Source organism: Flavobacterium sp. N2550 (assembly GCF_025947265.1).
In the GTDB taxonomy this organism is placed as follows: domain Bacteria; phylum Bacteroidota; class Bacteroidia; order Flavobacteriales; family Flavobacteriaceae; genus Flavobacterium; species Flavobacterium endophyticum.
The window spans coordinates 1,979,869-2,004,040 of sequence record NZ_CP110007.1 but is presented as its reverse complement, the minus strand read 5'-3'; the positions used below and the strand labels follow the sequence as shown (position 1 = coordinate 2,004,040).

Sequence of the window (24,172 nt, the reverse complement as noted above, 5' to 3'; positions counted from 1 at the left end):
GAATTGGAACCGCTTGGATTCAACCATCTTCCAAATCCAGAATCATTTGTTATGGAAAATACGGTACTGCATAAATCGGCTACTCGCGGACATGCAAATCACGGCTGGCTGGATTCGCATCATACGTTCAGCTTTGCGAATTACCATAATCCCGACAGAATGCATTTCGGAGTTTTGAGAGTATTGAACGACGACCGTGTTGATGCTGGTATGGGCTTTGGAAAACATCCGCATGATAATATGGAAATCATCTCGATTCCGCTTGAAGGCGATTTAGAACACCAAGACAGCATGGGAAATGTGGCCGTAATCAAAAAAGGCGATATCCAAGCCATGAGTGCCGGAACTGGAATTTATCATAGCGAATTCAACAAGAATAAAGATAAATTGACTAAATTCTTGCAGATTTGGGTATATCCAAACAAGAAAAACGTAACGCCTAGATACGATCAGATTTCTTTAGATGAAAACCAACGCCATAATAAGCTGCAGCAGATTCTTTCTCCAAATGCCGATGACGCTGGAGTTTGGATTCATCAAGATGCTTGGTTTCATTTAGGCAAATTTGACAAAGGTTTTGCAACAGAATACAAGCTTAAAAAACAAGGAAACGGCATTTATGCTTTTGTCATCAAAGGCGATTTCAATATCGGAACTATTGCCTTAAACGAAAGAGACGGCTTGGGAATCTGGGACACAAAAGCTATCGCTATCGAAGCTTTATCCGAAAATGCAGAAATCCTGCTGATGGAAGTCCCGATGGCTTTATAATTCAGAATTTAAAAACAAAAATAACATACTAATTAAAAACAAAAATTATGACAACAACAAAATGGTCAATCGACCCAGCACACTCAGAAATCGGTTTTAAAGTAAAACACATGATGTTTACAAATGTATCAGGAAACTTTGGAAAATTTGATGCTTCCATCGAAACGCAAGGTGATGATTTTGAAACAGCACAGTTTGAATTTACAGGCGATATCGATTCTATCACAACAGGAAACAAAGACAGAGATACGCATTTGTTAAGCGCCGACTTTTTCGATGCAGCACAGTTTCCGAAAATCAATTTCAAATCTACTTCTTTCAAAAAACTAAACGAAGGAGAATACAAACTGACAGGTGACTTGACATTACACGGCGAGATAAAATCGGTCACTTTAGATGTAGAATTTGGTGGATTGGCAAAAGATCCTTGGGGAAATACCAAAACAGGATTGTCAGTATCAGGAAAAATTAACCGTAAAGACTGGGGATTGAACTGGAATTCTGCTTTAGAAACCGGAGGTGTTTTGGTCGGTGAAGAAGTAAAACTTCAGATCGAATTGCAATTTATCAAGCAATAATTATACAAGCAGGCCTTTCTTTAATTGAGAAAGGCTTTGCTTTTTATCATCATGAAAAATATCTTATACATCGGACGGCACCCAGAAATACTAGAAACGGTCGTCAGGCTGATTAACAACAACGAAGACTGGTTTGGGGCTGGGGCCGAAACAGATGAAACGGCTATGGAATTATTCCAAAGCATCAATTTTCATATTGTACTGCTGGGTTGCGGAATAGAGCCCGAAAGCGAAGAAAAATTGCGGGCCTTTTTTGCAACAACGAACCCAAATTGCAGCATCGTGCAGCATTATGGCGGCGGAAGCGGCCTGCTTAAAAACGAAATCCTTTCGGCTTTAGAAAATCATAACATGGTTTAAGGTTTCCAAAAAGTATTTTTCTCTAACTTTATGCTCAATAACAAACCTAAAAAACAATACACATGAAATTCACAAGACAAGCAAGCGCCAACTGGCAAGGCACCGGAATGGAAGGAAAAGGAACCATTTCTACACAAAGCACTACCTTAGATAAAGCACAATTATCGTTCAAGACTCGTTTTGCAGACGGAGTCGGTACCAATCCAGAAGAATTGATTGGAGCGGCTCATGCGGGATGTTTTACCATGAAGCTAAGCTTTGTCTTATCAGAACTTGGCTTTACGCCAGACAACCTAGATACGGTTGCGAAAGTCACTTTTGAAGATGGAAAAATTACCACTATTACGTTAGACCTGACAGCTACAGTAAGCGGAATTACGGAAGAACAGTTTCAAGAGGCAGCGAAAAACGCTAAAGAAAACTGTCCGGTTTCGCAACTTTTAAATGCCGAAATTATCCTGAATGCTAAATTAGCATAAGCTATACAATTATTAATTCTGAACCGCTTCGAATGGAGCGGTTTTTTTATTCTTATCCCCTTTTTTCAAAGCTTTTAAGATCGAAACGGCTATACGCTCAATAACGGGAACGCTAACAGAGTTACCTGCTTGTTTATACAAACGCGAATGACTTATCTTACCAGGCAAGACAAAATCTTTTGGAAAGCCTTGGAATTCAAAACATTCTTTTGGCGTTAACTTTCGGATGCCTTTGTCGGTCAAGACCAGTGGAACGTTATGTCCGCCAGTTCCCATGTTGGCTGTCAATGTCGGGCATACATCTCTTTTATTTTCCCGAACGTATTGCCTTCTCCATTGATAAACTGTGTCTTTTCTGCGGATGGATTGCTGTAATTTATCGAACATATATTTGTCTTCGCCATAAAAATACTTAGAGTCTGAAACAGAGTTGTCTACGATATCAACAACTTTTCTTTTCAATTTCATGGCTTTTGGAAATTCAAAATGTTCGGTATACCTGTTGGTTCCGTCCTCATCATTCCTAAAACAGACCATATAGATACGCTCTCTGTTTTGCGGCAGATTTCCATGTTCTCTGGAATTCAATACTTTTGCGGCAAACGAATAGCCATTAGCTTTCATAGCTTCTTCAATAATGATATATGTTTTGCCATTATCGTGACTTTTCAGGTTTTTCACATTTTCCAAAAAAATAACTTTTGGCCGACCTAAAGCTTCTACAAAATCTAATATTCGGTAAAAGTGATTGCCTCTTTCGTCACCAAATCCCTTTCTATAGCCGGCAAGAGAAAAAGGCTGGCACGGAAATCCAGCAGCTAAGACCTCGACTTTCTCTAATTCTTCAGGATTTAACTTCCAGATATCTTCTTCAAAAATAGGGTGCTCAAAGTTGGCGCGATACGTCACGCAGGCTTTTTTGTCGATTTCATTAGCCCAAGCCATTTTTGCCCCGGCATTTATAAATCCTTGACAGATGCCGCCAACTCCAGCATATAAGCTTCCTACTTTAATCATACATCAGCTGTTTTGAACAAAAATAGCATATTAAAAACAAAAAACTGCTTTTACTTTTTTTGTGTCAGTTCCTAAATTCTGCATCATCGGGTAAACAGGACTAAAAACATTTTAAAAATACATTTTCTATCTTTGAAGCATAAAATAATGCATGCGACAATTTTTTTTAAAATATAAATCTCCCATCCTCTACGGAGTCTCTTTGGCCGTCTTGCTTTTTTTGGTAAAATGGCTCGAGCTTCGCTTTATCATCATAGACCATTCTTTAGAAATATATGTAGGATCGATTGCCGTGGTTTTTACAGTTCTTGGAATCTGGCTTGCGCAAAAACTCACGAAGCCCAAAAAAGAAACCATAATCGTTGAAAAAGAAGTGTATATTGAGTCGGCAGAATTCATACAAGACAAAAGCCAGCTGGAGAAATTAAACCTCAGCAAGCGAGAAATGGAGGTCTTGGAATTGATCGCGCAAGGCTGCAGCAACCAAGAAATAGCTTCGCAGCTTTTTGTTTCATTGCCGACCATAAAAACGCATTCTTCAAAACTTTTCGAAAAGCTTGATGTCAATCGTAGGACGCAAGCCGTAGAGAAAGCAAAACGCCTAAGACTTATACCCTAAAAGGTTCATACTAAAGTAGCAAAACGGCCCATTTGATTTAAAATCATCCTTAAGTATGACTTCGATACGCCTGAAAACATTCAATTTTGCAGTAGTAAAATCAACTAAAAACTTTTAAAAATGAAAAAAACAATTTTGACAAATGGTCTTATTGCAGGGTTTATCGTCACGGCAATGATGGTAGTCTCTACCATATTATGTTATGACAATGCCAACTTTGAAGGAAGCATGGTCTTGGGGTATCTTGGAATGCTTCTTGCCTTTTCTTTTGTATTTGTAGGCATCAAAAATTACCGCGACAAATTCAATTCGGGATTGATTTCTTTCGGAAAAGCGTTCAAGATCGGATTGCTTATTACGCTTATTGCTTCTACAATATATGTAGTGGTATGGCTGGTCGAATATTATTTCTTTATTCCAGATTTCATGGAAAAATATACGTCGCATATGCTAAAGCAGGCAGCAGAAAGCGGTGCTACCGCAACCGAAATAAAAGCGCAGACTGCTACAATGGAAACGTATAAAGAATGGTATAAAAACCCATTGCTGATTATCGTGATGACCTATGGGGAAGTACTTCCTATTGGATTAGTCGTTACGCTGATCAGCGCACTGATATTAAAACGCAATTCGAAAAAAGAAAATTACGAGACTGCCTAAAAAAATAAGCCTTGCTAACGCGAGGCTTATTTTTTTATTCTTTATAAAGTTCTCTTAGAAAAGCATCATATTGATATCATTGCTTTTCAAAAGTTCGAGATTGGTCTTCAAGAGATTCTTTAATTGCAGATTCTTGTCTTTCATTCTTTTTTTCAGCTCTTCCTTTTTACTGATTAATTCTTCCGTAAAGCTCGGTTTTTGAAATCGGTCTTTCTCTTCCGTCCCAAAAGTAATTTTCGTTTCCATGATATAGCAATTTCAAGATTATTCTTATGTCCTTTTCACATCTACAAGTTACGACATTTTATACATAGCAACGCTAATTTTAACTTAAGAGATAATTAAATAATCCGTCCAATAAAAAAAGAGCAGGCTTATTAGCTGCTCTTTTCTTAATCTAAATTTAATATTCTTTATTTCTCCATCTTAAAATAATAATCTGCCGAATGCTTGCCGCTGCCGTAAATTAAAAAGAAAATGCAGACGATAAGCGTTATGACAGATACAATCAAGTTGGATACAACCAAAGTTCCGATGAAATTAATTAATACGGCGCCAATCAAAATCGGCAGTTGTGCCCAGATTGCCCATCGCGTCAAGAGTCCAAAGACAATCATAACACCGCCCATAATATGTGCAGCAGCTACATAGTGTTAGACAAACATACCACCGTCAAAATTACCCAAAGGAGAGAGCAAATCGATAAGCCTATGGCTGTCTTTTATAAATGACACTCCTTTCAGGAATAAAAAAACGCCTAAAGCAATCCTGAGAATATCTATGGGATAAGAAGTATGCGAATTGGCCCACTTGTTTAGGTTTTTAATTTTTACCGTTTCCATGATGATATAATTTATAATTACACATCTAATTTACTAATATTTAAGTATATAATTAAATAATTAGCATTAATTTTAAATGATTACTATAACTCTACGTCAAAAAGACACTAAGCCCCTAAATAGAAAATTTTAATCAAGCGCTCCTTTTTTTACACGAATGCTGCATGATATTTTATGAATGCTCTATAATGCTGATGCTATATTACATTTTAAAAATGTTATGTAACAATGAATAAGTGTAGCATGACATAGCACTTATGTTGTATTATGTATACTTAATGTTTTGTAACATTAATCTAACACAAAACAACATAGAATAAATGCTGTATAACATTAGTTTAGTGTAGTTTTATATAGCACTTATACTGTATAGCACCTAGTTAGTGTTGTATAACAAAAAATTCACGTAGAACAACAACAGCCTCATGTTATACTACATCAGTCAGATTCTGTCGTAAGTTTTGGTTTTTACGCTAATTTCTTGCTACTGCTAGCGTGCATATCTGTATAGAAAGATAAAAGTATACCGTTTTTATTTTATTTACACCGCAATACTGAATCATCTTATAAAAACAAAAGGCAACGCCGAAAACGTTGCCTTTGCTATTGTAGTTTCTTTAAACTTTTAATTTTCTTCTTCTTCAACAGTATGCGAATTAGAATACACTCTCCATTTCGCGATACACTCCTTCATATCTTCTGGAAGTTCGGTATTAAAACTCATAAACTCTTTTGTTGTCGGATGTAAAAAGCCTAGCGTTTTTGCATGCAGCGCCTGCCTTGGCAACACCTTGAAACAGTTGTCAATAAACTGTTTGTATTTTGTGAAGGTAGTACCTTTTAATATCAAGTTACCGCCATAGCGTTCGTCATTGAAAAGCGTGTGTCCGATATGCTTCATATGCACGCGGATCTGATGTGTCCTCCCTGTTTCTAATTTGCAAGACACCAAAGTCACATAGCCAAAACGTTCCAAGACTTTATAATGGGTCACGGCATGTTTTCCTTCGCCATCAGGAACGACAGCCATCTGCATTCTATCTTTGGCATGTCTAGCAATATCTCCCGTAACCGTACCCTCATCTTCCGCTACATTGCCCCAAACTAAAGCGACATATTCTCTTTCGGATGTTTTTTCTTCAAACTGCTTGGCCAAGAAAGCCATCGCCTGCTCTGTTTTGGCAACGACAAGCAATCCTGAAGTGTCCTTGTCAATTCGGTGAACCAATCCCGGACGTTCACTGCTGTTTAAAGGCAAGTTTTCGAAGTGGAAGGCCAAGGCATTCACCAACGTTCCCGTATAATTCCCGTGTCCCGGATGAACGACTAAACCAGCCGGCTTGTTGATAACCAAAAGCGCATCGTCTTCATATACAATATCCAACGGAATGTTTTCTGGGAGAATCAGGTTTTCGAAAGGCGGATGCGAAAGCAAAACTCGCACGACATCCAGAGCCTTTACTTTATAATTGGATTTTACAGGAACATCGTTTACATAAATATTCCCTGCTGTTGCTGCTTGCTGTATCTTGTTTCGGGTAGCGTTTTCGACCAGATTCATCAAGAATTTGTCAACGCGCAAAGGCGACTGCCCTTTTGAGGCTTCAAATCTAAAATGTTCAAATAATTCGTCATCTAGCGTTTCGTCTGCAATCGGATTCTCTATCATTCTGCCGGTTCTGTATCTGTATTATTTTTAATCGTATCTGCTTCAGACTCTTCAAATCCTACTTTTCCATCGCCAAGAACTAAATCGATTTTGGATGCTTTTTTTACCTTATCGCCCGGTTTTATCTTTTTACCGTTAGAGTGCATTTCCAAAACCATGTCCTTGCCTAAATAAGGCTTGTATGTTTTTTTGCCAACCTCAAGTCCTAAAGCTAAAAGCGATGGTTCTGCCTGGCGTAATGTTTTTTCAATCAAATCAGGAACAGTAACCAATCCGAAATCGGCTGAATTTACTTTGATGTAAATCTTCCTACCGTCTTTTACTTTTGCTCCCGGCAGCGGATCTTGCTGCACAACAGTATATTTTGGAAAATCTTTATTGAAGTCTACCGTATCCAGCAAAACATATTCTAAATTAAGCTCGTCAAGTTTCTCTTCTACTTGCTGTTCCGTAAGCTTTTTCAAATCCGGAACTGTTATTTCATTGCCGTGATCTGTAGTATAACTGAGCCATTGTAATAGTATAAAAACAAGTACGACGACAATTCCCAAAGCCAGTAAAAGTTGTTTAAAAAAAGATTTGCTTGTAAGATATTTTCCTAAAGTCATATAAAATGTATTTCGTGCAAAGATATAAAAATACTAAAGGTTTTTAGTTTCAATAATTAGTGATATTTTTGTGAGAGGTTTCGGCCGTTTTAGTTAGCAGTTTTAAGTTTCCAGACTAAACTTCTAACAACAAACAAGTCTGAAATCTGTAATCTAAAATCTGCAATCTTACTATGAACATAGCCGTTGTAATGGGCGGATATTCTGACGAATCAGTGATATCGCTTCGAAGTGGTCAGCTAATCCTAAACAATCTCGACAAAAACAAATATAAAACGTTTGAAGTCCATATTTTATTGGATGGCTGGGACGTAATTATCGATGGAGAGAAATTTCCGATCGACAAATCCGACTTTACCTTCACCAAAAACGGGACAAAAACAACATTTGATGTTATCGTCAATACCATCCACGGAACGCCTGGCGAAGACGGGCATATGCAGGCGTATTGGGAGCTAATAGAAATTCCGTATTCCGGGTGCAACTTTTACCAATCGGCTCTGACGTTTAACAAAAGAGATACTTTGTCTGTCCTTTCAAAATTCAATATCCCAAAGGCAAAATCCATATATCTTTCTAAAGGTGACAAAATCACGGCTGAAGAAATCAAAGCTGAATTAGGCTTGCCTTTTTTCGTAAAACCGAATCAATCCGGAAGCAGCTTGGGCGTTTCCAAAGTAAATGACCTGTCTGATTTCGACAAGGCATTAGATTTTGCCTTTGCAGAAGACAGCGATATTTTGATTGAATCTTATTTAAAAGGAACCGAAGTTTCTGTCGGAGTACTCAATTACAAAGGAGAAACAAAGGTTTTAGGCCTGACCGAAATCGTTTCCCACAACGACTTTTTTGACTACGAAGCTAAATATTTAGGAAAATCAGAAGAAATTACGCCAGCAAGATTGTCTGCAGAAGTGGAACAAAAAGTACGTGAAACTGCCGCAAAGGTATATGAAGCCCTAGGAATGTCTGGTTTTTCAAGAACCGATTTTATAGTAATGGATGACGTACCGCACTTTATCGAAATCAATACCAATCCCGGGTTGTCAGGACAAAGCATTTTCCCGCAACAAGCAGAATATGCCAAAATTGCTTTTTCGGATTTATTGGATAATGAAATCGAATTGGCATTAAAACGAAAATTATTATGGAGAAAATAGCCGTATTCCCAGGATCATTTGACCCGATAACGTTAGGGCATTATGACATCATCAAAAGAAGCATTCCCCTTTTTGACAAGATAATCGTTGCCATCGGCGTTAATGCCGAAAAAAAATACATGTTCTCTTTGGATGAAAGAAAGCGTTTTATCGAAGAATGTTTTGAGAACGACCCGACGGTTTCTGTGGTTTCGTACGAAGGCTTGACAATTGACTTCTGCAAAAAAGTAAAAGCAAAATTTATTCTGAGAGGCCTGAGAAATCCAGCCGATTTTGAATTTGAAAAAGCTATCGCGCACACCAACCGCAAGCTTTCTAAAATCGAGACTGTTTTCTTGCTGACAGCTGCGAATACTTCTTATATCAGTTCAAGTATCGTTCGCGATGTTATCCGAAATGGAGGGGAATATGAGTTATTGGTTCCCGATTCGGTCAGGACAAAATAGTTACAGACTACCAAATTTGTAAGACATACTATTAAACAGTACTTTCGCCAAAAATAACATCCTTTAAAATGAGTATAGAAAGAGAACTAATAAAACGCAGTGGCGGAAAGTGCGAGCTTTCTGGAGTTACTGAAAACCTGAAAGTATATCAAGTGCTTCCAACCCGAAAAGGCGGTCTAAACGAAAGCATTTTAGCCAGCGCAACCTGTATCGACCAGATTGAAAATCCCGAAAAAATGGATCCGAATTTATGGAGATGCCTTAACGAGAGCATGTGGAGCGAACATCTTCCTGTTCAAGTGGTATCTTGGAGAATGTTGAGCCGTATGGGCAATCAAGAATTGTTGGACCAGATGTATCTCGAAGAAGATGATTTAGCTTGGGCTAAAGCTACAGGAGAAGGTGAAGATGACGAAAATAAGCTAGTCCACCGCGACAGTAACGGAGTAATTCTTCAAACCGGAGATTCTGTAGTCCTGATCAAAGATCTGAAAGTAAAAGGTTCTAGCATGGTTGCCAAACAAGGAACTGCAGTCCGAAATATTCGATTGGATCATGAAAACGCAGAATACATCGAAGGAAAAGTAGATGGCCAGCTGATTGTTATCATTACACAATATGTGAAGAAAATATAATTTTAGATCGTAGATTTCAGATTTCAGACGAGATACTTAACATTCTTAATCTGAAATCTGAAATCTGAAATCTGAAATCTGAAATCTGAAATCTGAAATCTGAAATCTGAAATCTGAAATCTGAAATCTGAAATCTGAAATCTGAAATCTGAAATCTGAAATCTGAAATCTGAAATCCAAACTACTCCTCTTTCTTCACAACCTTCCTCGCCACTTCAATCTTAAATTTCTTGCCTTTCATCTTTTCATCCTTGATATTTTTCAAGAAATCCTTCACTTTTTTAGATTTTACGGCCGCAAAAGAAATAAAGTCTTTTACTTCTATCAATCCCAAATCGCCTTTTTCTAATTTCCCTTTTTGAGAAAAGAATCCGACGATATCAATTTTATTCAGTTTATTTTTCTTTCCGCCAGAAATATAAATCGTCTGGAATTCTGGAGGTTTTGGCAATGAATTCGAGTTTTCTACATTCAAAACTTCCATATCATAATCAATATAGTCTAGCTTTTTTTCGCTTTCGTGAACGATAATATATGCCGTTCCTGAAGCTAACATTCTAGCAGTACGGCCATTTCGATGCGTAAATTCATCTTCTTTCGAAGGCAGATGATAATGAATTACGTGTTTCATTTCTGGAATATCCAATCCCCTAGCCGCTAAATCGGTCGTAACGAGATAACTTACGCTTCCATTTCGGAATTGAATAAGGGCGCGTTCTCTTTCCTCTTGATCCATTCCGCCATGATAATAGGTCGCATAAATCCCTTTTTCGTTTAAGGTATCGCTAATTCTCTCAGCAGCATCTCTATGGTTACAAAAAATCAAGGCCGACTCAGACTTCAAGGAACAAATCAACTGAAAAAGGCTGTTGATCTTGTCCTTTTCTTTAGAAACCACCATCTTCATAGAAAGATTGGTCTTCTCCTCATTTCTTGGAATAAAATCTAAAACGGCTGGATTTATAACTCTTGTATATTTTGGAATTTCAATATCGGATGTCGCCGAAACCAAAACTCGTTTGTTCAGTTTTGGAAGACGGTTGATAATGAAGGACATTTCTTCATGAAAGCCCAATTGCAATGACTTGTCGAATTCATCCAAAACTAATGTCTGGATTTTGTCCGTCCTGAAAGTTTCTCTATCGATATGGTCCGCAATTCTTCCTGGAGTGCCTATTAGAACTGCGGGAGGATTGCTTAAATTTTTAATTTCAGTATCAATAGAATGTCCGCCATAGCAAACATTAGCTTTGTAACCAGTACCCATTTTTTTCCAAACCTGCTCAATCTGCAGACCCAATTCTCTCGACGGTACAATAATCAGGCATTGTACCGAAAGAATTTCCGGTTGCAAGATTTCAAAAACAGGCAATAAAAAAGCCAAGGTCTTTCCAGATCCTGTCGGCGATAGCAATAAAGTATTATTATTTTCTACAATAGCTTCTTGGGCTGCTACCTGCATCTCGTTAAGGCTTTCTATGCCTAAATTCAGAAGAAGGTTGGTGGAATGATGATTGTTATTCATGCGGCAAAGGTAATTTTTAATTGTGAATTATAAATTACGAATTACGATGAGCTGATTTTTCGCAATTCGTAATTCATAATTTGTAATTTTGATGTTTTTCAAATCAATATGATAAAATCCCTGCTTCCAATTTTCTTACTTTCTATTATGGCAAATGCTCAAAATAAAACAGACTTCCTGACTCCTTATGAAAAAGGAAACGGAAACCAGACAGCAACTTATGAAGAAACAATTGCGTATTTCCAGCTTCTGGATAAAAGCTTCGAGACGGTTTCGATGCAAGAAATGGGACTTACCGATTCTGGAGAGCCGCTGCATATCGTAACATTTAATCCTGACAAAGATTTTGATTTTGAAAAGATTCAGAAAGAAAAAGCTGTCTTGTTAATCAATAACGGAATACATCCTGGAGAGCCCGACGGCATTGACGCAACGATGATGCTTTTTAGGGATTTGGCTTTGGGAAAAATTAAAGTCCCAAAAAACGTGGTGATTGTGAATATCCCAATTTATAATATCGGCGGTGCCTTGAATCGAAATTCGTTTTCAAGAGCGAACCAAAACGGACCGGAAAGCTATGGATTCAGAGGAAATGCTAGAAATTATGACTTAAACCGAGATTTTTTGAAGTCAGACACTAGAAATGCCAGAAGCTTTGCGCAGATTTTCCACAAAGTAAATCCTGATATTTTTATTGACAATCATGTAAGCAACGGCGCCGATTATCAATATGTTTTTACGTATATCGCAACCCATCCTCAAAAAATTGGCGGTAATCTCGGGAAGTTTTGGGAATCTGAAATGCTTCCTTCTTTGCTTTCTGATTTGAAAAAGAAAAAAATAGAATCGGTACCTTATGTCAACATACACGATGAAAAGCCGGACAATGGTTTTGAGGCTTTTATGGATTATCCGAGATACTCTACCGGTTTTGCTTCTATGTTCAATACCATAGGCTCTATGCCCGAAACGCACATGCTGAAAGAGTATGCTTCGAGGGTAAAGGTAACCTACGAATACATGATTTCATCAATCGAATATGCCGATAAAAACTATAGAAAGATTAAGGACTTGCGAAAAGAAAACCTGCAAAATTATCGTCCAGGTCAGAACTATATTTTGTTATGGGAATTAGATGCGGACAAAGTTTCTAGCATTCCATTTTTAGGCTATGAAGGCGATTATAAGCCGAGCGATATTTCTGGAAAACCACGATTGTTTTATGACGAAACCAAGCCTTTCAGTAAAACAATTCCTTATTATAGAGACTACAAGCCGTCGTTGGAAGTCTTGATTCCTGAAGCGTACATTGTTCCGAAATCATGGTGGAACGTCATAGAGCTTTTAAAAATCAACAATATCCAAATGACGCCTTTGGAAAAAGACACTGAATTGGAAGTAGAAAGCTATCGCATCAAGGATTTCAAGACAAGCAGTTCTGCTTACGAAGGACATTATCCGCATAATTCTGTAAATATGACAAGCACGAAGAAAAAAGTGCTTTTCAGGAAAGGAGATTTTCTAATAAAAACACAACAGCCGGGCGTGAAATATCTGCTGGAAACATTGGAACCGCAAGCTAATGACTCTTATTTTGTTTGGAATTTCTTCGATTCTATCTTACAGCAAAAAGAATATTTTTCGGCCTATGTTTTTGAAGATTTAGCGAAGCAGTTATTGGAAAAAAATCCAAAATTGAAATCAGAGTTCGAAAAGAAAAAGGCTGAAGATCCAAAATTTGCCGATTCAGGAGAAGCACAATTGGATTGGATTTACAGGCATTCTGACTATTACGAAAAGTCACACATGGAATATCCTGTTTTCAGGATTATGAAATAATAAAAAAGCTCCTATTTCAGGAGCTTTTCTGTTTCAAACAACAGCTTGATATTTTCGTAAGAGTTTTTCAATGCTTCTTGGACTTGCTCTGGATTGAGCCAAGCTACCTTTTCGATTCCTTCGTCTTCCTGCGGCATTGGCGTTCCTTCAAAATCGGTTTTCATTTCAAACCAATGCGTAATTTTCAGTTTGTATCTTCCATTTCGGATAAAAACATGATAGGTTTTTTGTAGTTTTTTTGTGATTGACAATCCCGATACGCCGGTTTCTTCTTCTACTTCTCGAATAGCCGTGTCTTCGATCTCCTCTCCTTTTTCGATGCCTCCTTTCGGCAAGTCCCATTTTCCATTTCTAAAAATAAAAAGCACTTCGCCTTTTTTATTATAGACCAATCCGCCGCCAGCTTTGTTCACGGGGATTTTTTCTTTCAGCTTTTTCATAATTTCCTTCTCATCAGGATGATATAAATAAGCCTTCTGAATTTTATTTTGGAACATTTTCACAATAACCTGATGGATATCAACGCTTTCTAAAAGAAAAAATTGAAAATCGGTTTCTTTAACTATCTGATTAGTTAAAAAAAGTGGTTTATCGTTGACAAAAACTTTATACATTTGTAGTATGATTTTTAATAAAGACACCGCTCAAAAAACAGCCGAATTGCTTTTACAAATAAATGCAATTAAATTGAATCCAAAAAATCCTTTTACATGGGCTTCTGGATGGAAATCTCCTATTTACTGCGATAATAGGATAACACTCTCATTTCCACCAATCAGAAATTACATCCGTGAAGAGTTTTCTAAAAATCTAGAAAAGCAGTTCGGAAAGCCTGACGTAATTGCAGGAGTTGCAACTGGAGCAATCGGAATCGGCATGCTTGTCGCTGAATATATGGGACTTCCATTCGTATATGTACGTCCGGAACCTAAAAAACATGGAAGACAAAACCAAATAGAAGGTTTCTTGCAAAAAGGACAAAATGTTGTCGTGGTTGAAGATTTAATCAGCACTGGAAACAGCAGTCTTATGGCTGTCGAAGCATTGAAAGAAGCTGGAGCAAACGTAAAAGGAATGGTTGCTATCTTTACCTATGGTTTTGATGTGGCTACAGAAAACTTCAAGAAAGCTAATATAGACTTGCTTACCTTAAGCAATTACGAAAATCTGCTAGAATTAGCAGTTGCTAAAAGATACATCACCGAAGAAGAACAGGAAACATTAAAAGTTTGGAGCAAAAGCCCTTCGACTTGGAATGTAGAAAGTGACAGTACTTCAGTAAAATAACCGCTAATCCTTAAAAAATGAATTTAGAAAGTCCAAAAGTAAGCGTACAAAAGTCGGCTCAATATTTATTTGACCAATTGACCGACGTAAAGAATTTCGAAAAATTGATGCCTGACAATATTGCCAAATTTGAGGTTACGGGCGAAGATGCTTTTATTTTTGGATTAAAAGGAATGCCAGAAATCAAATTAAAGATGAAAGACAAAACAGCTCCTACAAAAGTAGTTTTAGGTGCTGCAAGCGACAAGCTTCCTTTTACTCTGACTGGAAATATTACTCCGACATCAGACGATTCAAGCGATGTACAGCTTCATTTTGAAGGTGAATTCAATGCCATGATGGCCATGATGGTAAAAGGCCCGATAAGCAAGTTTATAGAGACTTTGGCAGGAAATATGCACAAGCTATAACTAAAAGATTAAAATACATTAGAGCCTTTCAGCAATCAAACTGGAAGGCTTTTTTAATACAGCATCTTGATTTCTTTTATTTCATACGATTCTACAAAATCGTCTTCCAGAACTAATTGCAACTTTCCTGATTGGTCGACGCCGCTGATAATGCCCATGAACTTATTTCCTTTCAAGTTTTCAAAAGGCATCGGAATTCCTTTTTTATAAAGGCAGGAATGGTATTTTTCCCAAAGCGAATCTGTATTTTTATTTAGGATTAAAGAAACATTGCGCGTCAAGCATTCGACAATCGAAATTAGCACCGCTTCTTTATTGATCTCTCGTTTTAGCAAAATAGACAAAGAAGAAGCCTTCGGAAGATTTTCAAAGTTCTGCTGGTTTACATTTATCCCAATACCAATAATCGAAAATATCTCTCCGTCACTTTTCAAACTGTTCTCGATCAATATGCCACCTATTTTTTTTCCTCCTGCCAAAATGTCGTTAGGCCATTTTATGGCGAGTTCTTTAATTTCAAGAAAAGATAAGGCTTCGATTATGCTTACTGCAACAGCAACATTCAGATGAAAAATATGGTTGACTTCTAACAGCAAATCCTTAACCAAAACACTAAAAGTCAAGTTTTTACCAGCCTGAACACTCCATTTCGAACCCATCTGCCCTTTACCATCTGTTTGATTTTCAGCAGTAACAATAGTAAAGTTCTCTACAAATTGTCGTTGCAATAATCCTTTAAGATAATCGTTGGTTGAGTTAATGGCATCGAGTTTGATGATGTTCATAGAAAATAATTGAAGTTATCTTTTTAATCTTATGTTAAGGTTCAAAAATAAAGACAAAAAATGATAACTTTGCGAAAACATATAAAATTTAAATGGCGAAAAAAAATATAAGCAATGATGATTTGTTGGCCAACATCATCAAAGGAATTGAAGAAGTAAAAGGTAATGATATTGATATTTTAGATTTAAGAGCAATCGACAACACCGTTTGTGATTATTTTGTAATCTGCAACGGTACTTCAAATACTCAAGTTAACTCCATCGTTAACTCGGTTCAAAAAACAGTTTCCAAAGAATTAAAAGACAAGCCTTGGCACGTTGAAGGTACTGAAAACGGCGAATGGGTGTTGATGGATTATGTAAACATTGTAGTTCACGTTTTCCAGAAACACATCCGCGAGTACTACAACATAGAAAGCTTGTGGGGTGATGCTAAAATCACTACAATCCAAAACAAATACTAAAGAAAGACAGCAATGGCTAAAGATAACAATGCAAATCCTAATCCGAAAAAATTCAGGTTAAGTCCATGGTGGATTTATGGTGGCTTGATTTTGTTTTTCCTTATCTTAAACTGGGCTTCAGGCGGCTCAAAATGGGGAGAAACAAGCAAAGCATCCGCATCTGATTTTAACAAGCTGCTCGAAAAAGGGCAAATTGAAAAAGTCGTAGTCTACAATAAAAACGAGGCTGAAATTTTCCTGAACAAAACTGGATTGGCCGACCCCGTAAATAAAAATGTAACCAAAGATATTTTTGACAAGCCAAACCCAGGCCCTCACTATATTCTTGACAATATCGGTAACGACGAGCTATTCCAAAAAAAGCTTGAAACAGCACAATTAGAAGGAAAATTAAAAGACTATAACTTCTTGCCAAAAAGCAATTGGGGCGAAATATTCATAACCCTTCTGCCAATCTTGATCATTGTTGGAATCTGGCTTTTCATCATGAGAAGAATGTCTGGCGGATCAGCCGGCGGCGGCGGCGGACAGATTTTCAATATCGGAAAATCAAAAGCAAAACTGTTTGATGAAAAAACCGATGTGAAAGTTACATTCAAAGATGTGGCTGGACTTGAAGGTGCAAAAGAAGAAGTTCAAGAAATCGTTGAATTCTTGAAAAACCCAGAAAAATATACTAATCTTGGAGGAAAGATTCCAAAAGGCGCCCTTTTGGTTGGACCTCCTGGAACAGGAAAAACATTATTGGCAAAAGCCGTAGCCGGCGAAGCCAGAGTACCTTTCTTTTCACTATCAGGTTCTGATTTCGTTGAAATGTTCGTAGGTGTTGGAGCTTCTCGTGTAAGAGATTTGTTCAAGCAAGCCAAAGAGAAATCACCTGCCATCATTTTCATCGATGAAATTGATGCTGTGGGACGTGCAAGAGGAAAAAACAACATGTCAGGTTCAAACGACGAGCGCGAAAACACATTAAACCAATTGCTTACAGAAATGGACGGCTTTGGTACGAATACCAACGTAATCGTTTTGGCCGCGACTAACAGAGCTGATGTTTTAGACAAAGCATTGATGAGAGCTGGTCGTTTTGACAGACAGATCTATGTTGATTTGCCAGACATCAGAGAACGTAAAGAAATTTTTGAAGTACATTTAGCTCCTTTGAAAAAAGTAGAAGGATTAGATACTGACTTTTTAGCAAAACAAACTCCAGGATTTTCTGGTGCTGATATTGCGAATGTTTGTAACGAAGCGGCCTTGATTGCTGCTAGAAAAGACAAAAAGGCAGTAGACAAGCAAGATTTCCTAGACGCTGTCGATAGAATCATTGGAGGTCTTGAAAAGAAAAACAAAATCATCACGCCAGAAGAAAAAAGAGCCATCGCCATCCACGAAGCCGGACACGCAACTGTTAGCTGGATGGTAGAACACGCTGCTCCGCTTATTAAGGTAACGATTGTTCCAAGAGGACAAAGCTTAGGTGCTGCATGGTATCTTCCAGAAGAAAGACAAATCGTAAGAACTGACCAAATGCTGGATGAAATGTGTGCTACTATGGGCGGACGTGCTGCAGAAAAGGTAACGTTTAACCGAATTTCGACAGGAGCATTAAGCGATCTTGAAAAAGTGACCAAGCAAGCAAGAGCCATGGTTACGATTTATGGCTTGAACGATAAATTAGGAAACATCACCTATTACGATTCCTCTGGACAAAGCGAATATAACTTCTCAAAACCTTATTCTGAAGACACTGCGAAGGTAATCGACAAGGAAATTTCAGAATTAATAGAAGGCCAATACCAAAGAGCCATCAAGATTCTTGAGGAAAATAAGGACAAACTAAACCAGTTGGCCGATATTCTGATCGAAAAAGAAGTTATTTTCAAAGACGACTTAGAAGCTATTTTCGGGAAACGTGCTTTTGGTGAAGCAGTTGAAGAAGTCTTCGAAGAGTAAATCTGATTTTTTAAGAAATTTTACAAAAATCTTAATTCAAAAGCAGTTTTGAATTAAGATTTTTTTATCTTTGATTGTTTTGAAATTGCAAACAAAGAATTTGACCAATTTATGAGTCTCTTTAAAAAACTTTTTGGCGCTGGCGAATCTTCTGACGAGGATAAAGATGGCAACTTAAGTCCATTCAACCCTGAAACTGTTATTCCGGCGGATGAATTATTTACGCTCAACTTCAAAAAAAACGGAGGTAAATTCTTGTATTGCGAAAACCTTGAAGAAGCAAAAGAACACTTCGAACATATTCTTGAAGAAAACGACTGGTTTGAATCAGAAGCTCTTTGTTTCGAACCTAAGCTTTTCAGCCTTTTGGAAGAAAACAAACTTGATTACATAAAACCTACCAATCCTAAATTTCTTCTGGCAAGCTGCGAGAATCTTATTGCTGATGAAGGCTCTGTCCTATTCTCATCCAATCAGATCAAGCAATACAAGCCAAACGAACTTCCAGCCAACATCGTAATCCTTGCAACGACAAGTCAGATTTTGGAAAGCAAAAGTGATGGGCTTCGTGAAATCAAGAAAAAATACGAAAAGGACTACCCTACCAATATTACCACAATAAAATATTTCGAAAAAGCAAAGGACGAAGATTTCCTGCAATACGGAAGTGTTGCCAAGAATCTGTACCTCCTGCTTTTAGAAGACCTTTAAAATGCGTGAAACCCTAACGAGATCATTATCTGGCCTAGTCTATATTCTTTTATTAATTGGGGCAACGCTTTATTCCCTTGACAGTTTTCTTCTGCTTTTTGGATTATTCTTAGTGGTCTGTACTGCAGAATTTTGCGACTTGGTTAATCTAAAAAAAACTATTCCTATAGTTCTCGCCGTCGGAGGTTATGTCTTATTTTCTTATTTCAATACATTCAATACTACTAATGACTGGCTATTGGTTGCAGCGACATTATTCGTTTCTATCAAGCTTATTATATTTCTATTCAGCGAAAAGCGCCAAAAAGTAGACAAGCAATCCAAGTATGTCTATCTTATCGGTTATATTGTACTTCCTTTTATCATCCTGACGAAAATCCCTTTTGAATCGACCGTTTTCAATCCAAAAATCCTGATTGGAATTTTTATTCTTATCTGGTCAAACGATACTTTCGCCTATATTGTTGGAAAATCCATCGGAAAGAGAAAATTATATGAAAAAATCTCTCCTAAAAAAACCATTGAAGGCTTTTTGGGAGGATTAATTTTTGCCGTGATTTCTAGTGTTTTTATTGCTCTCTATTTTATAGGACAGCCCGTATATATATGGATTATCCTTGCTTTGATTTCGGGAATTTTTGGCACCATAGGCGATTTGATTGAATCCAAATTCAAAAGAATTGCTGGCGTCAAAGACAGCGGAAAGATAATGCCTGGCCATGGAGGCATACTAGATCGGCTAGATAGTATTATATTTGTATCACCATTTATTTTTTTGTTTTATCAAATTTTAAATTATGCTTAAATTTCATAAAGAAGGAGCGAAAATTATCCTGATTACTTGTGCAGTAGTCGTTGCAATCGTATTGTTAACCGATTCATGGATTGCAAATTTCTGGCTTCTAAAAACGATTCAGATTATCTCGCTATTATTTCTTATATTAGTACTACAGTTCTTTAGAAACCCTAAAAGATATACGCAGCTTAACGAAAGCCAGATAATTGCGCCTGTAGACGGAAAAGTGGTCGTGATTGAAGAAGTGTATGAAAGCGAGTATTTCAAAGACAAAAGGCTTATGGTTTCAATTTTTATGTCGCCGATTAACGTGCACGTCACACGCTATGCAATGAGCGGAATCATAAAATTCAGCAAATACCATCCAGGAAAATATCTTGTAGCATGGCATCCAAAAGCAAGCGAAGAAAACGAAAGAACGACAGTTGTCATTGAAAACCCAACTTTTGGGGAAATCTTATACCGTCAGATTGCCGGAGCTTTGGCAAGAAGAATTGTCAATTATGCTAGCGAAGGAATGCAGGTAGTACAAGGCGAAGATGCTGGATTTATAAAATTTGGATCAAGAGTAGATTTATATTTGCCTTTAGGAACAGAAATTAACGTAAAGCTTAATCAAAAAGCAGTCGGAGGTATAACAGTAATTGCATCAAGATCTTAATGTCAGAAAAGGATTTAGATACTCAATTCGAGGAAGCTTATGAATTAGCTTCAAACATGACAGAAGCTCTACCGCAAGATGTCATGTTGCGGATTTACGCCTATTACAAACAGGCAACACAAGGAACTGCCAAGTCAAAAAGAATTTCAAGCGTAGATTTAAGAGATGCTTTTAAAACAAATGCTTGGATGCAGATCAGCCATCTATCCAGCGATGAGGCTAAACGACTTTATATTGAAACAATTAATTCACTTATTAAAAAATAATTTATGAAAAAAACACAGTTATTTATTTCAAGCCTAGTGTTGGCATTCGTACTGCAATCTTGCAACAAAGAAAAAAAGCTAGATGAAGTTCAAGTACCACTTCCAACAATAGAAGAAAAAGCGCCAATGGGCAATCCTGACGATGTAGCCGCTGAGCCAGGAGCTTTTAAAATGATGAAGCTTCCGTATGCTTATGATGCTTTAGAGCCTCATATCGACGCTAAGACGGTTGAAATCCACTATTCTAAACACCATGTCGGATATGTAAACAATCTGAACAAGGCTATCGCTGGAACAGAATTGGAAAAACAGACTATCGAAGAGATACTTTCAAAACTAGATTTGGAAAATAAGGTAGTTCGTAATAATGCGGGCGGTTATTATAACCACAATCTGTATTGGGAAATCATGGCACCTAAAAAAGGTGGCGAGCCTACTGGAGCTCTTGCAGAAGCAATCAATAAAGATTTCGGTTCATTTGAGACTTTCAAAACACAACTGACTGAAGCTGCAACAAAACAATTTGGTTCAGGATGGGCTTGGCTAGTAGTTGACAAAACAGGGAAACTTGTAGTTGGAAGTACGCCAAATCAAGACAATCCTTTAATGCCTAATATGTCAATTTCTGGAACTCCTATTTTAGGATTGGATGTTTGGGAACATGCGTATTATCTAAAATACCAAAATAAAAGGCCAGACTATATTACGGCTTTTTTCAACCTGATCAATTGGGATGCGGTTGCTAAAAAATACGAAGCTGCAAAAACACCAGTTCCTGCTGTTAAATAAGTAACATCATAAGAAAAGAAAAAGCCCCGAACATTCGGGGCTTTTTTATTAGTACAGTATGCAAATTATTTTAAGCTAGCCAAACTTTGCTCGATTGTAGCAATCTTTGACAAGGCATCGGCTTCTTTCTTTCTCTCGATTTCTAGAACCTTTTCAGGGGCATTGTTGACAAATTTCTCGTTAGACAATCTTGCCTGAACCGATTTCAAGAAACCTTGGTTGTATTTTAATTCTTCAGAAAGTTTTGCAATTTCTTCTTCAACATTGATCGCTCCACTAATTGGTACAAAATATTCGTTTGATTTTGCACGGAACGTCAAGGCTCCATTTACAGCTTCAGAAACATATTCTAAAGAATTGATATTGCCCAGTTTTGTAATAACAGCATCAAAATAAGCTGACGTATTATCATTATTGATGGCTTTCAATTCAATAGCATCCTTGAATGGAATGTTCTTTTCTTTCCTGATAGTTCTTACACCCGAAATAACTTCTGCCGCAAAATCAAAATCAGCAATCAATTTAGCATCGAATGATTTAAGTTCAGGCCAAGTCGATATGATCAAAGCTTGTTCTGGAGTTCTTTCTGCTATATGCTGCCAAATTTCTTCGGTCAAGAAAGGCATGAACGGATGCAATAGCTTTAAGTTGCTTTCCAGCATTTCGATTGCCTTGTCAAACGTTTTTTTGTCAATCGGAGCTTTGTAAGCCGGCTTGATCATTTCAAGAAACCAAGAGCAGAAATCGTCCCAAACCAATTTGTATATGGCCATCAAGGCATCAGAAATTCTGTATTTTTCAAAATGATCTTCAATTTCTGCTAAAGTCTGTTGCAATTTTGCTTCAAACCATTCGATAGCTACTTTTGAAGATTCTGGTTGTGGAATCGTATCGCTTACCTCCCAGCCTTTTATCAATCGGAAAGCGTTCCATATTTTATTTGTAAACGCTTTTCCTTGACTGCACAGTTCTTCATCGAACATGATATCGTTTCCTGCAGAAGCGCTCAAAAGCAAGCCCACGCGAACTCCGTCAGCACTAAACTTATCAATCAAATCTAACGGATCAGGAGAATTCCCTAACGACTTCGACATTTTGCGTCGTTGCTTATCGCGAACCAAGCCTGTCAAATAAACATTAGAAAATGGTTTTTCGCCTGTATATTCATACCCCGCAATAATCATTCTGGCTACCCAGAAAAACAAGATGTCCGGACCTGTAACCAAGTCATTTGTTGGGTAATAATATTTAAAATCTTTGTTTTCAGGCTCGATAATACCTCCGAAAACGGCCATTGGCCAAAGCCACGCTGAAAACCAAGTATCTAAAGCATCGACATCTTGACGCAAGTCTTCAGCTTTTATCTCCGTTTTTCCAGTTGCTTTTTGGGCAAGAACTACTGCGTCTTCGATGGTTTCGGCCACAACGAAATCTTCTTTGCCATCGCCATAGAAAAAGGCAGGGATTCGGTGTCCCCACCAAAGCTGACGAGAGATATTCCAATCGCGGATATTTTCCAACCAATGACGGTACGTATTATCAAAACGCTTTGGATATAGCTTGATTTCTTCTGTTTCAAGAACGGCTTTGATGGCTGGTTTTACCAATTCCTCCATTTTCAAGAACCATTGGTCTGACAAGCGAGGCTCGATTACGGCCTTAGTTCTTTCAGATGTTCCTACCTTGTTAAGATGGGTTTCGGTTTTTGCCAAGCTTCCGTTTTCTTCTAGCTCTTTGGCAATTTCCTCACGAACTACAAAACGGTCTTTTCCGGCATAATGCAATCCGAAAGAATTTAACGTCGCGTCTTCATTGAAAATATCGATTACTTCAAGATTGTGTTTATCTCCTAAAGTTTTGTCATTCATATCATGAGCAGGCGTAACTTTTAAGCAACCTGTTCCAAACTCAACATCTACATATTCATCCTCAATAATAGGAATTACTCTTCCAGCAATTGGAACGATGGCTTTTTTACCTTTTAAATGCGAAAAACGTTCGTCATTCGGATTGATACAAATAGCCGTATCTCCAAAAATAGTTTCCGGACGGGTTGTCGCCACTGTCAAGAAATCAGCGCTTCCTTCAATTTGATACTTTAGAAAATATAGTTTTCCTTGTCTTTCTTCAAAAATAACTTCTTCGTCAGACAAAGTCGTCTTTGCTTCCGGATCCCAATTGACCATTCTATAGCCTCGGTAAATCATGCCTTTGTTGTACAAATCAACAAAAGACTTGATTACAGAAGCCGACATGTCTGGATCCATCGTAAATTTTGTTCTTTCCCAATCGCATGAAGCTCCTAGTTTTTTTAATTGGTCAAGGATAACTCCGCCATATTTATGCGTCCAATCCCAAGCATGTTCCAAAAACTCTTCACGGGACAAATCGTTTTTATTGATTCCTTCTGATTTTAATTTTGCTACAACTTTAGCTTCAGTCGCAATCGACGCATGGTCTGTTCCGGGAACCCAGCAGGCATTGAATCCTTTTAAACGCGCACGGCGAATCAAAACGTCTTGTATGGTGTTATTCAACATGTGTCCCATGTGCAAGACACCTGTCACGTTTGGCGGCGGAATTGTAATTGTATAAGGTGTTCTGTGATCGGGTTCTGAATGAAAATAATTATTTTCCATCCAGTAGCCGTACCATTTTTGCTCTACTGATTTGGCATCGAATTGTGCTGGAATTGTCATATTTTTTGTCTTCGTTTTTTCTATGTTTATATCTTACCAAAACTTACTTTCTCTGAATGATTTTTGCATTAAGTTATAACAACTAAAAGCCTTGATCATACGCTTCAAATTCTAAAAACAAACTTGGTATGGATTTTGTATAT

General features: G+C 37.6%; 27 protein-coding genes and 1 pseudogene. 19 read left to right on the top strand and 9 right to left on the bottom strand.

The window, feature by feature from the left end:
• Positions 1–51 precede the first annotated feature (51 nt).
• The 4 genes from OLM56_RS08855 to OLM56_RS08840 all read left to right on the top strand — a co-directional run bounded on the left by OLM56_RS08855 (position 52) and on the right by OLM56_RS08840 (position 2,188).
• The gene (locus OLM56_RS08855) at positions 52–771 is read left to right on the top strand and encodes a pirin family protein (RefSeq protein WP_264529006.1); all 720 of its coding nucleotides are present in this window, start codon (positions 52–54) and stop codon (positions 769–771) included.
• Between the two features lie 47 nt (positions 772–818).
• Positions 819–1,349 (top strand): YceI family protein, encoded by a 531-nt coding sequence (locus tag OLM56_RS08850; protein WP_264526686.1) that lies wholly within the window; start codon positions 819–821, stop codon positions 1,347–1,349.
• Positions 1,350–1,400: 51 nt separating this feature from the next.
• Positions 1,401–1,709 carry a hypothetical protein gene (locus tag OLM56_RS08845; protein ID WP_182493990.1) on the top strand — a complete coding sequence of 103 codons (309 nt, stop codon included), beginning with the start codon at positions 1,401–1,403 and terminating at the stop codon, positions 1,707–1,709.
• A gap of 62 nt (positions 1,710–1,771) precedes the next feature.
• A complete protein-coding gene (locus tag OLM56_RS08840) occupies positions 1,772–2,188 on the top strand; it encodes an OsmC family protein (protein ID WP_121377452.1) in 417 nt (138 codons plus the stop codon).
• Positions 2,189–2,200: 12 nt separating this feature from the next.
• On the opposite strand, the gene dcm is transcribed toward OLM56_RS08840, so the two are convergent.
• Positions 2,201–3,205 (bottom strand): DNA (cytosine-5-)-methyltransferase, encoded by a 1,005-nt coding sequence (gene dcm / locus OLM56_RS08835; protein WP_264526685.1) that lies wholly within the window; start codon positions 3,203–3,205, stop codon positions 2,201–2,203.
• 151 nt (positions 3,206–3,356) lie between these two features.
• On the opposite strand from dcm, the gene OLM56_RS08830 reads away from it, so the two are divergent.
• Both OLM56_RS08830 and OLM56_RS08825 read left to right on the top strand, forming a co-directional pair.
• Entirely contained in the window at positions 3,357–3,824 is a 468-nt protein-coding gene (locus tag OLM56_RS08830) for a helix-turn-helix transcriptional regulator (protein WP_121377454.1), read from the top strand.
• 120 nt (positions 3,825–3,944) lie between these two features.
• Positions 3,945–4,484, top strand: coding sequence for a DUF4199 domain-containing protein (locus tag OLM56_RS08825; protein WP_121377455.1), 540 nt, complete (start codon positions 3,945–3,947; stop codon positions 4,482–4,484).
• A 54-nt stretch (positions 4,485–4,538) separates the two neighbouring features.
• Here the strand turns inward: OLM56_RS08825 and OLM56_RS08820 are convergent, their stop codons facing one another.
• The 4 genes and pseudogenes from OLM56_RS08820 to OLM56_RS08805 form a co-directional block, all read right to left on the bottom strand.
• The gene (locus OLM56_RS08820; RefSeq protein ID WP_121377456.1) at positions 4,539–4,730 is read right to left on the bottom strand and encodes a hypothetical protein; all 192 of its coding nucleotides are present in this window, start codon (positions 4,728–4,730) and stop codon (positions 4,539–4,541) included.
• Between the two features lie 167 nt (positions 4,731–4,897).
• Positions 4,898–5,326: pseudogene (locus tag OLM56_RS08815) on the bottom strand (DoxX family protein).
• 625 nt (positions 5,327–5,951) lie between these two features.
• Entirely contained in the window at positions 5,952–6,995 is a 1,044-nt protein-coding gene (locus tag OLM56_RS08810; RefSeq protein ID WP_121377458.1) for an RluA family pseudouridine synthase, read from the bottom strand.
• The gene (locus OLM56_RS08805; protein ID WP_264526684.1) at positions 6,992–7,603 is read right to left on the bottom strand and encodes a PASTA domain-containing protein; all 612 of its coding nucleotides are present in this window, start codon (positions 7,601–7,603) and stop codon (positions 6,992–6,994) included. The genes OLM56_RS08810 and OLM56_RS08805 overlap by 4 nt, the downstream gene beginning before the upstream one ends.
• A 173-nt stretch (positions 7,604–7,776) precedes the next feature.
• Between OLM56_RS08805 and OLM56_RS08800 the strand changes: the two genes are divergently transcribed.
• The 3 genes from OLM56_RS08800 to OLM56_RS08790 all read left to right on the top strand — a co-directional run bounded on the left by OLM56_RS08800 (position 7,777) and on the right by OLM56_RS08790 (position 9,844).
• Entirely contained in the window at positions 7,777–8,763 is a 987-nt protein-coding gene (locus tag OLM56_RS08800; RefSeq protein WP_264526683.1) for a D-alanine--D-alanine ligase, read from the top strand.
• Positions 8,751–9,209: a pantetheine-phosphate adenylyltransferase gene (gene coaD / locus OLM56_RS08795; RefSeq protein WP_121377461.1), complete on the top strand. Its 459-nt coding sequence runs from the start codon at positions 8,751–8,753 to the stop codon at positions 9,207–9,209. Before OLM56_RS08800 ends, coaD begins: the two co-directional genes overlap by 13 nt.
• Positions 9,210–9,277: 68 nt before the next feature.
• Complete coding sequence (locus OLM56_RS08790; RefSeq protein ID WP_264526682.1) at positions 9,278–9,844, top strand: PhnA domain-containing protein; 567 nt, start codon at positions 9,278–9,280, stop codon at positions 9,842–9,844.
• Between the two features lie 181 nt (positions 9,845–10,025).
• On the opposite strand, the gene OLM56_RS08785 is transcribed toward OLM56_RS08790, so the two are convergent.
• Positions 10,026–11,369, bottom strand: coding sequence for a DEAD/DEAH box helicase (locus tag OLM56_RS08785; RefSeq protein ID WP_182493994.1), 1,344 nt, complete (start codon positions 11,367–11,369; stop codon positions 10,026–10,028).
• A 108-nt stretch (positions 11,370–11,477) separates the two neighbouring features.
• Between OLM56_RS08785 and OLM56_RS08780 the strand changes: the two genes are divergently transcribed.
• Entirely contained in the window at positions 11,478–13,208 is a 1,731-nt protein-coding gene (locus OLM56_RS08780; protein ID WP_264526681.1) for a M14 family metallopeptidase, read from the top strand.
• Positions 13,209–13,219: 11 nt separating this feature from the next.
• Here OLM56_RS08780 and OLM56_RS08775 read toward each other — a convergent pair whose 3' ends face one another.
• Entirely contained in the window at positions 13,220–13,822 is a 603-nt protein-coding gene (locus OLM56_RS08775; RefSeq protein ID WP_121377465.1) for an NUDIX hydrolase, read from the bottom strand.
• Between the two features lie 7 nt (positions 13,823–13,829).
• Between OLM56_RS08775 and pyrE the strand changes: the two genes are divergently transcribed.
• Together pyrE and OLM56_RS08765 are read left to right on the top strand one after the other, a co-directional pair.
• Positions 13,830–14,495 (top strand): orotate phosphoribosyltransferase, encoded by a 666-nt coding sequence (pyrE, locus tag OLM56_RS08770; RefSeq protein WP_121377466.1) that lies wholly within the window; start codon positions 13,830–13,832, stop codon positions 14,493–14,495.
• Positions 14,496–14,512: 17 nt separating this feature from the next.
• On the top strand, positions 14,513–14,905 hold the full coding sequence (locus OLM56_RS08765; RefSeq protein WP_121377467.1) for an SRPBCC family protein: 393 nt from the start codon (positions 14,513–14,515) through the stop codon (positions 14,903–14,905).
• Positions 14,906–14,958: 53 nt separating this feature from the next.
• Here the strand turns inward: OLM56_RS08765 and OLM56_RS08760 are convergent, their stop codons facing one another.
• Positions 14,959–15,690, bottom strand: a complete 732-nt coding sequence (locus OLM56_RS08760) for a biotin--[acetyl-CoA-carboxylase] ligase (protein ID WP_264526680.1) — start codon at positions 15,688–15,690, stop codon at positions 14,959–14,961.
• Positions 15,691–15,782: 92 nt separating this feature from the next.
• Here OLM56_RS08760 and rsfS point away from each other — a divergent pair, with 92 nt between their 5' ends.
• The 7 genes from rsfS to OLM56_RS08725 all read left to right on the top strand — a co-directional run bounded on the left by rsfS (position 15,783) and on the right by OLM56_RS08725 (position 21,330).
• Entirely contained in the window at positions 15,783–16,154 is a 372-nt protein-coding gene (gene rsfS, locus OLM56_RS08755; protein WP_121377469.1) for a ribosome silencing factor, read from the top strand.
• 12 nt (positions 16,155–16,166) lie between these two features.
• Complete coding sequence (gene ftsH / locus OLM56_RS08750; protein ID WP_264526679.1) at positions 16,167–18,107, top strand: ATP-dependent zinc metalloprotease FtsH; 1,941 nt, start codon at positions 16,167–16,169, stop codon at positions 18,105–18,107.
• A 111-nt stretch (positions 18,108–18,218) separates the two neighbouring features.
• On the top strand, positions 18,219–18,818 hold the full coding sequence (locus OLM56_RS08745) for a lactate utilization protein B/C (protein ID WP_121377471.1): 600 nt from the start codon (positions 18,219–18,221) through the stop codon (positions 18,816–18,818).
• 1 nt (position 18,819) lies between these two features.
• Positions 18,820–19,623, top strand: a complete 804-nt coding sequence (locus OLM56_RS08740; RefSeq protein ID WP_264526678.1) for a phosphatidate cytidylyltransferase — start codon at positions 18,820–18,822, stop codon at positions 19,621–19,623.
• Positions 19,616–20,275: a phosphatidylserine decarboxylase family protein gene (locus OLM56_RS08735; RefSeq protein WP_121377473.1), complete on the top strand. Its 660-nt coding sequence runs from the start codon at positions 19,616–19,618 to the stop codon at positions 20,273–20,275. The genes OLM56_RS08740 and OLM56_RS08735 overlap by 8 nt, the downstream gene beginning before the upstream one ends.
• Entirely contained in the window at positions 20,275–20,541 is a 267-nt protein-coding gene (locus OLM56_RS08730) for an acyl-CoA-binding protein (protein WP_121377474.1), read from the top strand. Before OLM56_RS08735 ends, OLM56_RS08730 begins: the two co-directional genes overlap by 1 nt.
• Positions 20,542–20,544: 3 nt before the next feature.
• On the top strand, positions 20,545–21,330 hold the full coding sequence (locus OLM56_RS08725; RefSeq protein WP_274485824.1) for a superoxide dismutase: 786 nt from the start codon (positions 20,545–20,547) through the stop codon (positions 21,328–21,330).
• A 65-nt stretch (positions 21,331–21,395) separates the two neighbouring features.
• Here OLM56_RS08725 and OLM56_RS08720 read toward each other — a convergent pair whose 3' ends face one another.
• Positions 21,396–24,029, bottom strand: a complete 2,634-nt coding sequence (locus tag OLM56_RS08720; protein ID WP_264526677.1) for a valine--tRNA ligase — start codon at positions 24,027–24,029, stop codon at positions 21,396–21,398.
• Positions 24,030–24,172: the final 143 nt, after the last annotated feature.